Annotated in this window: 15 protein-coding genes; all 15 read right to left on the reverse strand. The window is 42.7% G+C overall.

Annotated elements, in window-relative coordinates; translation table 11 throughout:
• Positions 1-3 precede the first annotated feature (3 nt).
• Positions 4-1,284 (reverse strand): EF-P 5-aminopentanol modification-associated protein YfmF, encoded by a 1,281-nt coding sequence (gene yfmF / locus AB4114_RS31815; RefSeq protein WP_441992002.1) that lies wholly within the window; start codon positions 1,282-1,284, stop codon positions 4-6.
• A gap of 95 nt (positions 1,285-1,379) precedes the next feature.
• Positions 1,380-2,159 carry a spore cortex-lytic enzyme gene (gene sleB, locus AB4114_RS31820; protein ID WP_441992003.1) on the reverse strand — a complete coding sequence of 260 codons (780 nt, stop codon included), beginning with the start codon at positions 2,157-2,159 and terminating at the stop codon, positions 1,380-1,382.
• 115 nt (positions 2,160-2,274) lie between these two features.
• Entirely contained in the window at positions 2,275-4,827 is a 2,553-nt protein-coding gene (locus AB4114_RS31825) for a DNA translocase FtsK (protein WP_441992004.1), read from the reverse strand.
• Between the two features lie 63 nt (positions 4,828-4,890).
• Positions 4,891-5,130, reverse strand: a complete 240-nt coding sequence (locus AB4114_RS31830) for a YlzJ-like family protein (RefSeq protein WP_441992005.1) — start codon at positions 5,128-5,130, stop codon at positions 4,891-4,893.
• Complete coding sequence (locus tag AB4114_RS31835; protein WP_436242817.1) at positions 5,127-5,867, reverse strand: ClpP family protease; 741 nt, start codon at positions 5,865-5,867, stop codon at positions 5,127-5,129. Before AB4114_RS31835 ends, AB4114_RS31830 begins: the two co-directional genes overlap by 4 nt.
• Positions 5,868-6,040: 173 nt before the next feature.
• Complete coding sequence (locus AB4114_RS31840; protein ID WP_441992006.1) at positions 6,041-7,717, reverse strand: ribonuclease J; 1,677 nt, start codon at positions 7,715-7,717, stop codon at positions 6,041-6,043.
• Positions 7,718-7,888: 171 nt separating this feature from the next.
• Positions 7,889-8,752 (reverse strand): 4-hydroxy-tetrahydrodipicolinate synthase, encoded by an 864-nt coding sequence (gene dapA, locus AB4114_RS31845; RefSeq protein WP_441992007.1) that lies wholly within the window; start codon positions 8,750-8,752, stop codon positions 7,889-7,891.
• A 26-nt stretch (positions 8,753-8,778) separates the two neighbouring features.
• On the reverse strand, positions 8,779-9,996 hold the full coding sequence (gene dapG / locus AB4114_RS31850) for an aspartate kinase (protein ID WP_441992008.1): 1,218 nt from the start codon (positions 9,994-9,996) through the stop codon (positions 8,779-8,781).
• A 42-nt stretch (positions 9,997-10,038) separates the two neighbouring features.
• On the reverse strand, positions 10,039-11,079 hold the full coding sequence (locus AB4114_RS31855) for an aspartate-semialdehyde dehydrogenase (RefSeq protein WP_441992009.1): 1,041 nt from the start codon (positions 11,077-11,079) through the stop codon (positions 10,039-10,041).
• 36 nt (positions 11,080-11,115) lie between these two features.
• Positions 11,116-11,709: a dipicolinate synthase subunit B gene (locus AB4114_RS31860; protein ID WP_056625070.1), complete on the reverse strand. Its 594-nt coding sequence runs from the start codon at positions 11,707-11,709 to the stop codon at positions 11,116-11,118.
• A complete protein-coding gene (gene dpsA / locus AB4114_RS31865; protein WP_441992010.1) occupies positions 11,706-12,605 on the reverse strand; it encodes a dipicolinate synthase subunit DpsA in 900 nt (299 codons plus the stop codon). The genes AB4114_RS31860 and dpsA overlap by 4 nt, the downstream gene beginning before the upstream one ends.
• Positions 12,606-12,758: 153 nt before the next feature.
• Positions 12,759-13,187 carry a dUTP diphosphatase gene (dut, locus tag AB4114_RS31870; RefSeq protein ID WP_441992013.1) on the reverse strand — a complete coding sequence of 143 codons (429 nt, stop codon included), beginning with the start codon at positions 13,185-13,187 and terminating at the stop codon, positions 12,759-12,761.
• 13 nt (positions 13,188-13,200) lie between these two features.
• Positions 13,201-14,457 (reverse strand): M16 family metallopeptidase, encoded by a 1,257-nt coding sequence (locus AB4114_RS31875; protein ID WP_441992011.1) that lies wholly within the window; start codon positions 14,455-14,457, stop codon positions 13,201-13,203.
• Positions 14,458-14,565: 108 nt separating this feature from the next.
• Positions 14,566-15,543 (reverse strand): polysaccharide deacetylase family protein, encoded by a 978-nt coding sequence (locus AB4114_RS31880; RefSeq protein ID WP_441992012.1) that lies wholly within the window; start codon positions 15,541-15,543, stop codon positions 14,566-14,568.
• 199 nt (positions 15,544-15,742) lie between these two features.
• Positions 15,743-15,865 (reverse strand): S1 RNA-binding domain-containing protein (locus tag AB4114_RS31885; protein ID WP_441992014.1); only part of this gene is annotated, 123 nt, incomplete at its 5' end.

Raw genomic sequence — 15,865 nt, forward strand, 5'->3', positions numbered from 1 at the left:
GGTTTACTCCCCCTTCTGATCCCGTAAAAAATATATCGTGTCCAATTGCACTCGTTTCGCAACTTCTGCTATTGCCGGTATATCCACTTGCTCGACTGCAGAAATTAAACCCGCTACCGTACGCTCTTTTCCTGACAAAATGGCATTAAAATCAAACGAGATCAGCTCAAACGCTGAATCTTGTATTTCACGCAACTGATTGGAAATCATCGCTCTTGTTTGACTCCATTCAATGTCAGTGATTTCTCCCTGTTCCAAAGCTTTCAGTTGTTTACGTATGATATCCACGGCTTTCTCATAGTTAGCCATCTCAATACCGGACTGAATGGTCAAAATGCCTTTATGTCCATCAAAACGAGAAGAAGCATAATAGGCTAGACTTGCTTTCTCACGAACATTCGTAAATAATTTGGAATGCGGATATCCGCCTAGAACTCCATTATACATAAGTGCAGCCGGGTACTGATCATCGCTGTATGATAGGTTTGTACGAAGACCCATATTCAGCTTCCCTTGGTTTACATCCAATCGTTCTACGATCGTTTTCACTTCACCTGTTACGCCACGCGGCGCAGATGTGACATAGCTAGCATCAGCATTCCGCTCAATCGCGAACGATTGCTTCACAATTTCTTCAACTTCACTTAGCGTTGTGTTGCCAACAACATATATATCCATCGGTGAAGTTTGGAGCCATACTTTATATTGTTCGTAAAGCTTCTCCGCATTCATACCGTCGATATCTTCTATTTTACCCATAGGATGCAGTCGATACGRTTCATCGCTGCACATTTCTTCCATACAACGTTCGGCAGCATAACGAATTTTATCATTAATAACCGATTCAATTCGTTTACGAAGTGTTTGCTTCTCTGCATCTACATATTTCGTGCGAAAATGTTGATCTTCTAATGCTGGACGAGTTAACGTTTCACCCACAAAATCAAGCCCTTGTTTCAGCAAAGAATCCGCTGATTTCACGAATCGATCATTGATAATGTCCATTCGTAACTGAACGATTTGGTAATCGCCTCGCTTATAAATATCAAAACCAAACCCTGCACCGTACAAATCATCTAAATACTCCCGGAATTGCTTCGTTTCAGGACGTAGCTCTGTACCTCTGCGAAGGATAAAAGGTGTTACTGCCGTACTTGTGACCGTTTCTTCATCTAATTGGCGTCCTATGTATACGGAAATGGCAAATGTTTTGAAACGATCTGTCGGTAGAACGTGTATACGGATGTGCTTCCAACTGCTGCGCTCAAATTGAATAGGCTTCAAAGGTCAGTCTCMCTTCTATGTCCGTGTGATAAATCCATTATATTCCTATACGAAGAGGAGAAGCAACCAATTGTGGTTCCTTCTCCTTGTCCAATTTACACACAGAAAATGTGTTTGCCAATTTTTTTAATTTGTTTTCTTGTCCAAATCCATTTGGACGTTGCCGTTTCTGGGTTGAAGTAATAGATGCAACCACCAGTTGGGTCCAGTCCATTCAAAGCATCCCTCACGGCTTTTTTCGATGATTCATTCGGTGTTAGCCATATTTGACCATCAGCAACAGCGGTGAAAGCACCTGGTTGAAAAATAACACCAGAAACTGTGTTCGGAAAACTTGCCGATTTCACTCGATTTAAAATTACTGCCGCTACAGCAACTTGTCCAATGAATGGTTCACCACGCGCTTCACCATTGACAGCATTAGCCATTAAGTTAATATCCTGTTCCGAATAACCAAGATTGTTGGAGGGCGTTAGATTGGCAGGTGTATTCGTACCTGTACCATTATTGTTAGCTCCCTGATTGTTATTCGCTGTTTCTGGTGCTGAAGGTTTCCAACTCTTTGTTGCTTCCCATAACTTTAATTTGGTTTTCGGTCCAACAATACCATCTACCGTCATGCCAAACTCACCTTGGAATCGCTTCACTGCTGTTAATGTCTTGTACCCATAGTCGCCGTCGATACCGCCATTATAAAAGCCAATGAATTTCAGCCTACCTTGAAGTTCATATACATCTGATCCAGTGGCGCCATAGCGTACTTCATTCTTACTAAATGTTTCTTCCGTCGGCGGATTGAATTTGCCCTTCAATTGAAAAGAAACTACCAAGACAAATACGATACAAAATGTAATGACAATTAGTCGTTTATTCATTCCCCTTCTCAACCTCACTTTTCAAATTACAACCTTTTCTTGCTTATTATGAGAAAGTGAGTCCATGATTATACAAATAAAACACTCCCCTAAGGGAGTGTTTGTCTAAAATGGATTATGAGCTAATCCGGTTATGATGATATTGTTCAAGAGAGATCAGTACTTCACGCGGTTTACTGCCTTCATAAGGGCCAACAACCCCTTTAGCTTCCATTGCATCGACAAGCCTAGCAGCACGTGTATAACCGACTCTCATTCGCCGTTGAAGTAAGGATACAGATGCTTGCTTCGCTTCCAAAACAATTTGAACGGCTTGATCGTACAGCTCGTCCTCAAATTCATTCTGCTGCTCTGGCATTTCTTCAACCTGTGGTACGAGTTCCTCCCGATAATTTGCTTGTTCCTGTGTTCGTACGAACCCAACAACCTGTTCAACTTCACCATCCGAGAGGAATGCCCCTTGGATACGTACAGGCTTGGATGCACCAACTGGCAAGTACAGCATATCACCACGACCTAGTAATTTCTCCGCTCCTACCATATCCAAAATCGTGCGTGAATCCACTTGCGAAGAAACACCAAAAGCGATACGGGATGGAATGTTAGCCTTGATAACACCAGTAATAACGTCAACGGAGGGACGTTGTGTCGCAATAATTAAGTGAATTCCCGCAGCCCGTGCCATCTGAGCAAGACGACAGATGGAATCCTCGACGTCATTAGCTGCTACCATCATGAGATCTGCTAACTCATCCACGATAATCACATAGTAAGGCAGCGGCGGTGCAGTGCCACTCTCTGTCAACATCGCGTTATAGCCTTCAATATTTCGTGTCCCGCTCTTGGAGAATAGCTCATAGCGTTTCTCCATCTCGACAACGATTTTCTTGAGCGCTAGAGATGCTCGCCGCGGATCCGTAACTACAGGTGCTAATAGATGCGGAATGCCATTATACACATTCAACTCAACCATTTTCGGATCGATCATTAAGAACTTCACTTCATTTGGCTTTGCTTTATACAAAATGCTAGTGATAATCCCATTGATACAAACCGATTTACCAGATCCGGTTGCACCAGCAACTAGTAAATGGGGCATCCTTGCCAGATTCCCAACAATCGGTTGACCCGAAATATCTCGTCCAAGAACTACGGATAGTCGTGAGCTAGACTCCTGAAAAGCAGTCGTTTCCATGACTTCTCGCATCGTAACAATGGAAACTTCTAAGTTTGGCACCTCGATACCTATCGCAGATTTTCCTGGTATAGGTGCTTCCATCCGAATATCCTTTGCTGCAAGTGCTAGTGCAATATCGTCGGTTAAAGAAACAATTCTGCTAACCTTCACACCCACATCAGGTTGGATTTCATAGCGCGTTACCGCAGGACCTCTTACTACCTCGAGAACCTTTGCTCGAACTCCGAAGCTCTCTAATGTTGCTTCAAGCTTTCTTGCATTGGCTTTGTAATCCKCCATTTCGCTTCCTTTGCCTAGGGCTGGCCTTGCTAATAAATCAAGCGAAGGTATTTCATATGGACGAGTCACAATGACAGGAGCATCTTGAAACTCAATTGTGACTGGCTCATTCTCATCTCCATCCACACTAGTTGGAACTGTTGTTGTACTATTGGCTACTGAAGGAGTTGCAGGTCTAACAACTTGTTGTGCTTCTTGAATAACTTGTTCTTGAAAATCACGAATAATCGGTGCTCCAGCAGGTTCATCTGTATTATGTATTGGTTCAGCCGTTGGATGTACAGGGTTCGAGTAAACAACTTCCTCCCCGGCCACATCAGCTTCGCCCTCTGACAAATTATCCTCGATATCATCCCGTTCTCTTGCCGCAGATTTCTTCCGGTTCTCCTTAATTGGTCGGAGGAGCTCCATAAACAAAGGCGTTTTCTTCGCCCGCTTAACTGGTTGAAACACTTCTTCATCAAATTCATCATCAACCGGTACGTAGGCCGGCTTCTTCACCTTAGCAGGCGCACTTCCCGCTGATGCAGCCTGAGCCTGCGGCCCACGACCATCTCGGTCCTGTAGCCATTCTTTCATTCTGTCTTTAAAATTTTGTCCTACATTACTGAAACGACCCTTCACGATATTACCTAGATCCACATAAGAAACACCTGTCGCTAGAATAAAACCCATAACAAAAAGCATATATTGGATTAATCTGGCTCCAAGGTAATCGAATAGGAAATAGAGGATGCTGTATAAAAAAGCGCCTACCATTCCTCCACCAATACCATGTTCTAAGGCTGCTCTTCCAGCTTCTGTAGGGTGCAATCCCTCCAGCATGGCAGACCATGTCGAAGAAATGACTTTACCCGATGTAAAATCGTTGTTTGGATACAGCTGAGCAAATAAATCAATATGATTCTTGATTAATAAGCCAAGAATGAACAACAAAATGCCCGCTTTCTTGGGAGTAACCATTTGTGGCCAAGCTCGTTTGATCATTGCGTATAAGGCCACGTAAATGAAAATAAGTGGTATAAGTGAATACCAAGTCCCCACAAAAAAACGAAACAAATAAATCAAAGAATTTCCGACATGACCTTGATGTGCAAGGGCAATGACCGAGAAAATCAAGATGAGGATTCCATACAGCTCGAATAATAAGCTGGTTTTTACAGCCTTCGTCTTTTTCCTGCGTTTCGCCAAGATTGTCACCCCCAAGTCCACATTATACCATATTTGACTCGAGGGATGATACGGGAACAAGTCCTAACGAGCTGAATTGACTGCCAGCTGAGGTTGATAGGAAATGATGCTGCCAGGCGTATAAAGTTCATTCAAATAATCTTGTGGATTACAGCTATACAACCTTACAATACGTGCTTGATAGCCACTTAACGGCTCAATTTGCATCATGAAACCATCTACTTCAACCTCTAAGTATTGTGGGCTAAACGCATCGAAACCTTCAAATATAACCTCCATCGGAATCACGGAATAATGGATCACTGAACAAGCCCCCCAGAGTTCGCCACTTTCTTCGCTTCGATCCGGCTGTTCAGTTCACGAATGGCATCGCCGATGCCACCTACTTGATTGATTAATCCATATTTAACAGCATCAATACCAATTACCGTTGTGCCGATATCTCTCGTAAGTTCACCTGTCTTAAACATCAACTCTTTAAACTTCTCTTCCGTTACGTTAGAATGTTTCGTTACGAACCTTACAACACGTTCTTGCATTTTATCTAAATATTCAAAGGTCTGAGGTACTCCGATCACCAAGCCATTCATTCGAATCGGATGAATTGTCATGGTCGCTGTTTCTGCGATGATCGAATAGTCAGCAGATACGGCGATTGGAACGCCAATACTATGTCCGCCACCTAAGACTAATGCAATCGTTGGTTTCGATAACGTCGCGACCATTTCAGCAATAGCTAAACCAGCCTCCACATCGCCCCCTACAGTGTTTAATATGATCATGACACCTTCAATTTTGGAATTCTGCTCGGCGGCTACAAGTTGAGGAATCAGATGTTCATACTTGGTCGTTTTATTCTGAGGTGGGAGCACTATATGTCCCTCTATCTGTCCTATTATCGTTAGACAAAAAATATTGGATTCACCAGAAACTGTGTTCGTTTGTCCTAATTGCTGGATATTTTCGAGAACGGCATTTTTCTTGACTTCCTCTGTTACCGGTTCTTGTTCCTGTTCTTTCGAGCCTGGTGCTGATGCCACTTCATAATCCCCTTTCAAATTAAGCTACAAAGACAAGTTGTTCAAGATCTCCCATAGTATGAATAAACTTGTATACTTTCATGCATACTTCACTGTGCTGCAACAAGAAAAAGCTCCCTCCAATTGGAGAGAGCTTTACTATTTGCATAGGCTCAAGTGACTTGTTCGAGTACCTAAACTTCCATAATGATAGGAAGAATCATTGGTCTTCTTCTGGTTTGTTCATATAAAAAGCGTCCGAGAACATCTTTCACATTTGTTTTTAAAGATGCCCATTCATTTACATTTTCATTCATAAGTTTTGTTAACGTATTTGTAACGATTCGATTGGCTTCTTCAAGAAGTCCTTCGGATTCACGAACATAAACAAATCMGCGTGAAATAATATCTGGGCCGGACAAAATTTTGCCATCTTGCTTACTAAGTGTAACCACGACAACAAGAATTCCATCTTGCGACAGTAATTTACGGTCACGCAACACGATATTGCCTACATCCCCTACACCTAGTCCATCAATTAGGATGTTGCCGCTTTGAACTTTCGATCCTTTGCGTGCAGCCCCATTTTGAATTTCTACCGTATCACCAATATCGCACATGAAAATGTCTTCTTTAGGAATGCCGACAGTTTCGGCAAGGATAGCGTGTTGACGCAGCATGCGATATTCGCCATGAATTGGAATAAAGTATTTAGGCTTCATCAGGTTAAGCATTAACTTTAATTCTTCCTGACTACCGTGACCTGAAACGTGAACACCAGTTACTGATCCTGGTCCATAAATCACGTGGGCACCGATGCGCATAAGCTCATCAACCGTTCTGCCAACGTAACGCTCATTTCCTGGAATCGGAGTTGCCGCAATAATAACCGTATCCCCTGGTAAAATATCAATTTTACGATGGGTTGAACGTGCCATTCTTGTTAGTGCAGACATCGGTTCGCCTTGGCTACCCGTAGAAAGGATAACTACACGATCAGCTGCAAGCTTATTAACTTCCTCTGGCTCAATCAACATGCCATCTGGAATGTGCAAGTAGCCTAATTCGCTAGCAATCGAAACCACGTTGACCATACTGCGACCAATTACTGTCACTTTGCGATTCGTTGCAGCAGCTGCATCAAACACCTGTTGGACACGGTGAATATTCGATGCAAATGTCGCAATGATAACTCTTTGCTTCGCTTTACGAAACACTTCTTCAATCTCAATCCCTACACCGCGCTCAGAGCCCGTGTAGCCAGGACGTTCTGCATTCGTACTGTCTGAAAGCAAGGCAAGAACGCCTTTCTTTCCGATCTCAGCCATACGATGCAAATCTGCGTATTGCTCATTAACTGGAGTCTGATCAAACTTAAAATCTCCCGTATGAACAACAACACCTTCTGGCGTATCAAGTGCGACACCCACAGAATCCGGAATACTATGATTGGTCTTGAAGAAAGTGGCCGTAAGAACGCCAAGGGGAAGAACAGATTCCGAATTGATTAGAATTCGATTCGTCGTTCCGAGCAAGTTCRCTTCCTTCAGCTTAGCTTCAATAAGTCCCATCGTTAACTTCGTAGCATAAAGAGGAACATTAAGGTGTTTAAGCACGTAAGGTAAGCCACCAATGTGATCCTCATGGCCGTGAGTGATGATGATGCCGCGTACTTTATCCCGATTCTCTGTTAAGTACCCGATATCTGGGATGACAATGTCAATTCCGAGCATGTCCTCCTCTGGAAATTTCAAACCACTGTCAATGACAATAATGTCGTTCGCATACTGAACGCAATACATATTTTTTCCGATTTCGCCCACGCCGCCAAGAGCGAAGATCAAAAGTTTATCAATATTTTTTTTGGACAAGAATATACCTCCTTCATAGATTGGACGACGAATTTTAAATGAAAAAACCGAACTAGTCACTTGCAACCATTATACATGAAAAAAAACAGCAAATACAAGTTAATACTGAATACGTTTAGATTTCCCAAAAAAAGAAAACCGATGCCGGAAGCACCGATTCATTAGGCATGATCATACAAAAAGTGATTGAATGAATTGTCCTTCTTGCTCGGATACACGAACTAACGGAAGTCGAACGCCGCCTGTTTCAATCCCCTTAAGTGCCAAAGCATGCTTAATTGGCGCAGGGCTCGGTGCACAAAAGATACCAGTGAATACAGGATGAAGCTTACGATGAAGCTCAGCAGCTTGCTGAATGTTGCCTTCTAGATAATACTTTATCATAGTTTGCATTTCTTTTCCAATCACATGACTCGCTACGCTGATAATCCCTTCACATCCAATAGCTAAAGAAGGCAAAGTATTACTATCATCTCCACTATATACGAGGAAATTAGGGGCAGCATGTGTAAGTATACGTGTCATTTGATCCGTATTCGAGCAATCTTTGGTCGCCACGATATTCGGTATTTGGGAAAGACGAATCGTTGTATCCGCATCCAGGTTCACACCTGTACGGCCAGGCACATTATAAAGCACGACAGGTGTATGAACAGCCTCTGCTATTGCTTTGAAATGTTGATACAAACCCTCCTGTGAAGGACGGTTGTAATAAGGAGCAACTAGAAGTAAAGCATCTACGCCAATCTTCTCTACTTTACGCGAAAAAGCAATTGTATGGATAGTGTCGTTGCTTCCTGTACCTGCAATGATTTTGCAACGCCCAGCCGCTACACGAACGGAAAGTTCAATAAGTCGCAACTTTTCATCTTCTGATAACGTTGGCGACTCCCCTGTCGTACCACAAATCACAAGGCTATCCGAATGTTGTTCTTCAATTAAATAATTAATTAATGGCTCTACTTGATCCCAGTTGACCTGCAACTGATCATCAAATGGAGTAACCATTGCCGTGACTACTCTTCCAAAACTCACTTGGTACGCCTCCTGACTTTCTTGATTTATTTAAACAAATTAAATTTCCGATGAAGTGCACGCACTGACTTGATCATATCGACACCTTGGACAAGCACCCAAATGGTTGTATTCGAATCAGCTGATTGCAAAATTCGGATATCTTCCACGGTTAATGCTTCAACAATATGCGCCATAATACCTGGTACGCCATTCATTCCGCCACCAATCACGGACACTTTCGCACAGCCACTCGTAAACTTGGGCTCGTAACCCTGCGCTTTAAGTAATTGAACTGCACGTTCAGCTTCATGATCAAAGACCGTATATACAACGCCTGAAGGGTTCACATTAATAAAATCAACACTAATCTGATGCTGAGCCATCGTTTTGAATACACGAAGCTGAAGATCAAATTCGCCATCAACGGCAGCAACCTGGATCTGTGTAATATTCGTAAAATGAGCAATCCCCGTAACAAAGCGATCTTTAACATGGTTAATATCTGTCGAGGTGTTGTCAGAAGCGGTGACTAGCGTTCCTTCTTCCTTGGTGAAAGTTGATCTCACACGAATAGGAATATTCGCTTGCATGGCAACTTCTACAGCTCGTGGATGAATGACTTTGGCACCATTGTGTGCCATATTACAAATTTCACTAAAGCTCACACGTTGTAACGGTTTAGCATCTTCAACGATTCTTGGATCCGCTGTCAAAATACCATTAACATCTGTGAAGATATCCACAATTTCTGCTTTGAGAGCGGCACCAAGTGCTGTTGCTGATGTGTCACTGCCMCCGCGGCCTAATGTAGTCATCTCATCATTGCTTGTTTTCCCTTGAAACCCAGTGACAATGACAACCTGATCTTGCTCTAACAATTCAAGAATCCGATTAGGCTTCATCGCAATGATCTGAGCATTACCATGATTCTCATTCGTGATCAGACCAGCTTGCCCACCCGTCAAAACTGTAGATCGAATTCCTGTTTTGTTCAATAAACTACACAAAAGTACGGCAGATATTAATTCTCCGCATCCCATTAACATATCGAGTTCCCGTGCGGGCAGCCCCTCCCCATTCTTCCGAACGAGGTCTAAGAGCGTGTCAGTCGCATAGGGTTCCCCTTTTCTTCCCATCGCAGAAACAACAACAACTAGTTTATAATGTTGAATTAGTGCGTCTTGAATATGTCCAATAACGTGTTCTCTAGCTTGTGCGGTGGAAAGTGAAGTACCTCCGAATTTCTGGACAAGAATTCGCATGAGTTCCCCCCATTTTCACTGCTCAAATAAGCAGTTTGCTGATTATTGTTGCTCTATAGCAATATATTCAGCAATTTGCACGGCATTCCAAGCAGCACCTTTTAACAAATTATCTGAAACAATCCACATGTTAAGCGCTTTAGGGTTGCTTAAATCACGGCGCACACGCCCTACGAAAGTTTCAAGCTTACCTGCAGCATCAGTAGCAAGTGGATATTGTTGTTCTGCCGGATTATCAACGAGTACAATTCCAGGAGCATTTGCGAGTAGTGTTCTCACGTCTTCCATGTCGAAATCTTCTTTCAATTCTACATAGACGGATTCAGAATGCCCGTAAACTACTGGAATGCGCACGCATGTAGCTGTGACCTCAATGGACTCATCGCCCATAATTTTTTTCGTTTCAAGAATCATTTTCATTTCTTCATTTGTAAATCCATTATCTAGAAATTTGTCAATTTGCGGAATAGCATTGAAAGCAATCTGATGCTTTACTGGCAAGGAGCCAACTGGTAAAATATCTGGTTTTGCCTCATTACCTGCTAGTACTTCTTTGGACTGTCTAAGCAATTCATTAATGGCTTTAGCTCCAGCACCAGAAACAGCTTGGTACGTGGAAACGATAATACGTGAAATCCCATAACGGTCATATAGAGGCTTAAGCGCTGCAACCATTTGGATCGTAGAACAATTCGGGTTCGCAATAATCCCTTTATGTTCATTGATTTTCTCAACATTCACTTCAGGAACAACAAGTGGTGTGTCTGGGTCCATTCGGTATGCACTTGTATTGTCAATACAAATCGCGCCCGCTTCTACTGCATGCGGAGCCAATGCTTTCGTAACATCGCCACCTGCACTAAAGAGCGCAAGATCAACACCTTGAAAGCTATCCGGAATTGCTTCTTGCACAACTACTTCTTGGCCTTTAAAGGCAATCTTTACACCTGCAGAACGAGCAGAAGAGAGTAATTTCAATTCCTTGATGGGGAAATTCCGTGCTTCTAGTAGACGGATGATTTGCTCGCCGACAGCGCCTGTAGCGCCTACAACTGCAACGTTGAAAAGCTTCTGGTTGGACATATGCTGGTTTCTCCCCCTCAAGTTGACATCTATCTGTTAGTATTGAAATCTCTCAATAATCATGGGCTGCAATTGTTTACCTTCCAGCGCAGCTTCACAAGCTTCCATAATCAAGTCCATCCGGGCCACCAACGAATTTGGTTTAGCTCCTGGTGCATCTTGACCGTAAGGCACAAAGTAAATATTCTTGGTAATCAAAAGTTTCGCAATATTCATTGCATTTAAACCCAATCCATCATTCGTTGAAATCGCTAATACGAGCGGTCTCAAGTTTCTCATTTGTGCTTTAGCTGCCATAAGAACGGGACTTTCTGTCATCGCATTTGCTAGTTTACTAGTTGTATTACCCGTACAAGGAGCAATCACCATCACATCCAATAACTTGGATGGACCTAGCGGTTCTGCATCAACAATGGTAGAAATAATTTCATTCCCCGTAATATCTTTCAGCATTTGCTGCCAGTCAGCAGACTTACCAAAACGTGTGTCTGTCGTCATAATTGTATTCGATACAATCGGAATGACACGAGCACCCGCATCTACAAATCTCTTAATTTGAGGCATGACCTCTTCAAGTGTACAGTGAGAACCGGTTAATGCATAACCGACTGTTTTCCCTTGCCAATTCATTCCACATCGCTCCTGTCTTTGAAGTCTTCCTCGATCAGCTGACTTAAGGTGTTAGCCATAATACGGCCAGCTGTTTTGGGGGCGACGATTCCAGGTAAACCGGGCGCTAGCATCGCTTTAATGCCTCTCTTCTCGGCAAATCGAAAATCCGTTCCACCGGGTTTTGAAGCTAAATCGATAATAAGCGCGCGATGTGGGATATTGGTAATAACTTGCGCTGTGACTATCATAGTCGGAATTGTGTTAAAAAGCAAGTCAATATTCCCCACTTCCGGGTACAGATCCTTCGTATAAAAAGGCTGAAAACCCATCTCCCACGCCCTTGCATAATGCTCCGGTTTCCTGACGCCAACCTTGACGGTTGCCCCTAATCMTTGCAAAGTTTTGGCCATTGTGAACCCTGTTCGACCAAAACCCAAAACCATACAAACGGATCCATGAATTGTAATATCGGTGTTCTGGATGGCCATCATAAGCGCACCCTCTGCAGTTGGAATCGAGTTATAAATGGCTATGTCATCACGATCTAATAACTCTACAAGCCCAATGTCATGTGTTGAAACGAGCTTCTTCAAATAGCTCTTCGCCATACCTGTATATACCTTGGCATGTTTCGGCAATGAAGCTATATGCTCATCTGTCAAAATCATCTCTTCACTTGAGAAAATAGATTCCACTTGTCCTGTCTCATCCGTACCTACAACTGGCAATATAAGTGCATCCACATGCCCAAACAACTCCGGATCTAACTTCACATTCGTAACACCGTGAAATTGCCTGCCGAGATTGTCAAATCCGAGTAATATAACGGTAGCGTCTAACTCAGTAAATTTCTGAATTACTTCAAGTTGCCGGGCGTCTCCCCCCATAATAGCAACCGAAATCCCAGTAAGCATTCTTGCTTACACCCCTTCCTCGGTCCGTTTCGATACGTTATAGTATGCGTTCGCCTAAGGATGGGTGACTTCCGACTTTGCATCCGCTGAAACAAGAAAGAACCCCTTCCTAAGAAGAGGTTCTTTCTTATTCGCCTTATGTAGCCAGCAGTATTAGCGCCCTGTATGGCCGAAGCCACCTGAACCACGTACCGTTTCTGACAACTCATTGACAACGGTCAAATGAATTTGTGGTACACGCTGGAATACCATCTGAGCGATGCGTTCATTCCGCTGAATAACGAATGGCTCTTGACCAAGATTAATCAGCAATACTTTAACCTCACCGCGATAATCTGCATCAATGGTTCCCGGTGAATTAAGCGTTGTAATACCGTGTTTATAAGCAAGCCCGCTTCTAGGGCGAATCTGTGCTTCTAGCTCAGGCGGCATGCTTAGCGCGAAACCAGTTGGAATCAATTGACGCTCACCAGGTGCGAGTACAATTGGCTCTTTAACTGCAGCATGCAAATCATAGCCGCTAGCTGCTTCAGACATTTTCTGAGGTAAGAGAATATCTTCTTGACCTTCGATTCTTTTCATTTGTACTTCATAATCAAAGAGAGACAAGCTGATCCCTCCTGAAACCGCTAATGACATCATCCGCATTTCCGACCATGGACAGAGCAAACGGAGTTGCAAATAAAGTTTTCGTCAGTTGGCGAATATGATCCATGTTCACACTTTCAATACGCTCAATCATTTCATCCAAACTATAATGCTTACCTGTCATCAATTCATTTTTACCAAAACGGTTCATCCTGCTGCTCGTGCTTTCTAAACTCAGAATAAGGCTGCCTTTCAGCTGCTCTTTCCCCTTCTTAAGTTCATTATCTGTCATTCCGTTTACGGCAATATCATGAAGCAGCTCCATCGTCACTTTCAATACTTCTTCCGTTTGCTTAGGCGCCGTTCCTGTATAAATGGTAAACATCCCGCTATCAATATGAGAAGAGTGATAGGAATATACGGAATAGGCTAAGCCACGTTTCTCCCGAATTTCTTGGAACAGTCTTGAACTCATACCGCCACCAATGGCATTATTCAATAAAACCATCGGATACAAATTCTCCTCTTGCAACGACAATCCAGGTAACGACAAACAAATATGGTTTTGTTCTGTTTTCTTCGCATGGAAAATCAGCTCGCTTAGGAAATCTGGCGCATCATAGCTTGTTTCAACTCCTGACTGGGAGAAGTCGCCGAAATGCTTTTCAATTAATTCCTTTACACTATCATCAATATTACCAGCGATACTCAGCACGGTATTCTCTGTATTGTAATTTTGTTTGAGATAAGAACGAAGATCATCTGACTTCATTTTGGACAAATTGTCTTGCGTGCCTAGAATTGTATACCCCAGAGCATGGTTGCCATATGAAGCTTTGGCTAACAAGTCATGAACGAGATCATCCGGTGTATCTTCATACATGGAAATTTCTTCGTAAATAACGTTCTTCTCTTTTTCAAGCTCACCTTCGTCAAAGGTTGAATGAAAGAACATGTCCGAAAGTACATCCATCGCTAAAGGTAAATGTTCATCGAGTACTTTGGCATAATAGCACGTATATTCTTTGGACGTGAAGGCATTCACATTCCCGCCGATGCCATCAAAGATTTCTGCGATATCTTTCGCCGAATGACGTTCCGTACCTTTGAACAACATGTGCTCGATAAAGTGTGAAATACCATTGTTCGTTTGCGACTCATTGCGTGAGCCTGTTTTTACCCAAATCCCGAATGTTACTGATCGAAATGTGGGGATTTGTTCCATAACCACTCTCAAGCCATTATGTAAGCGATATTTGATCACCAAGGTTCCTCCTCGAAATGGTACACCTAAAAGTCCAATTCTCCTATTATACTTCCTCAGTCTAACAAAAATGTGCCTAGGACTCAAATTAGCAGCAGTAAATCATGACTAATTCGTGATTTGCCCCTGTCCGGTGATCCTTTTTGAGGAAAGAAGGTCAGATACGGTACCTAATACCAACCCTTTTTTCTTAATCAGATTAATCATTCCTGGCAGCGCATCACGTGACGAAACGGTTGGGTGCATCAAGATAAGTGTGCCAGGTTCAACATTGCTGGAGAGTCGTTCGAGAATACGACCTGCTCCAGGATTTTTCCAATCTATCGTATCAAAAGTCCACAACACCGTTTGCAGCTTAAATTCTGAAGCAACTTGAATCGTTTCTTGATTGAAGTATCCGGATGGTGGAGCAAATAATGAGTTTCTAACACCGAGTTGCTTCAGCAAATCTTCTGTTTTCGAAATCTCCTCTACCGCTTTACTCCGTGAGATCGTGCGCATGTCTTTATGTGAGTAAGCGTGATTCGATACTTCGTGACCTTCGCTTAGAATAAGTTTAGCCATTTCAGTATTTTTCTTTAACCAAGAACCATCAAAAAAGAATGTCGCATGGACATTTTCCTTACGTAACGTTTCTAACATGCTAGGCAAGTATTCATTGCCCCATGCGACATTAATCATAAATGAAACCATTGGTTTCTTCGAATTACCTTTAAATACTGGATTGGGACCAAGGTCGTCTAATTGAATTTGCGGCTCTATTTCCTTCATCACATAATTAATTTGATTTGGTGTCAATTGATGCTCTGCCAACTTCAGAGTCTCCTCAATGTCCACTTCAAGACCATTATAACCAGGGATAGCTTTCCATACGGAATCTACTTTTGCATTAATTGGAGCGACCTTACGGTTTTCTGCCTCTTTGGTTATCGTATCTAGTAAGGTAGATTTTTGGGAAGAAGCAAAAACTGGACGTACGTCATTCCTTGTTCCAACATGCGCACTAACATCTTGAAGCTGATTAATTTTCACACTTTGTATGTAGGTTTCTACACTTGGGATCGCATTCACACTGAATAGAACCATAGCAAAAAAACTCCCAAGCAACATCCATTTTTTGTGGAGCATACACAGGTCCCCTTTCTTCATCTCCTGATTGTATGAAGGTTGGGACAAGAGTAGAACCTCTGCATGTCCTCGCAAGTGTGAAAAGCAAAAAAGAGACAGATAGATCTGACTCTTTATCCTGAACTATGAATGAAACGCACTCACGATCTACGATTCTCTAGCTTTGTGCAGAGACCTGTGAAGTTAACGTTGCTTTGCGTGAAAGATTTACTCTTCCTTGTTGATCAATCTCTGTAACTTTAACCGTAATTTGATCACCAATGTTCACAACGTCTTCTAC

This window comes from Paenibacillus sp. 2RAB27 (assembly GCF_052115445.1).
Taxonomy (GTDB): Bacteria; Bacillota; Bacilli; order Paenibacillales; family NBRC-103111; genus Paenibacillus_E.

Coding starts and splice junctions, on each gene's coding strand:
- sleB (WP_441992003.1), bottom strand. CDS start 2,159: ATGAATAAACGACTAATTGTCATTACATTTTGTATCGTATTTGTCTTG.
- AB4114_RS31860 (WP_056625070.1), bottom strand. CDS start 11,709: ATGAATTGGCAAGGGAAAACAGTCGGTTATGCATTAACCGGTTCTCAC.
- AB4114_RS31880 (WP_441992012.1), bottom strand. CDS start 15,543: ATGGTTCTATTCAGTGTGAATGCGATCCCAAGTGTAGAAACCTACATA.
- AB4114_RS31855 (WP_441992009.1), bottom strand. CDS start 11,079: ATGTCCAACCAGAAGCTTTTCAACGTTGCAGTTGTAGGCGCTACAGGC.
- dut (WP_441992013.1), bottom strand. CDS start 13,187: ATGAAAAGAATCGAAGGTCAAGAAGATATTCTCTTACCTCAGAAAATG.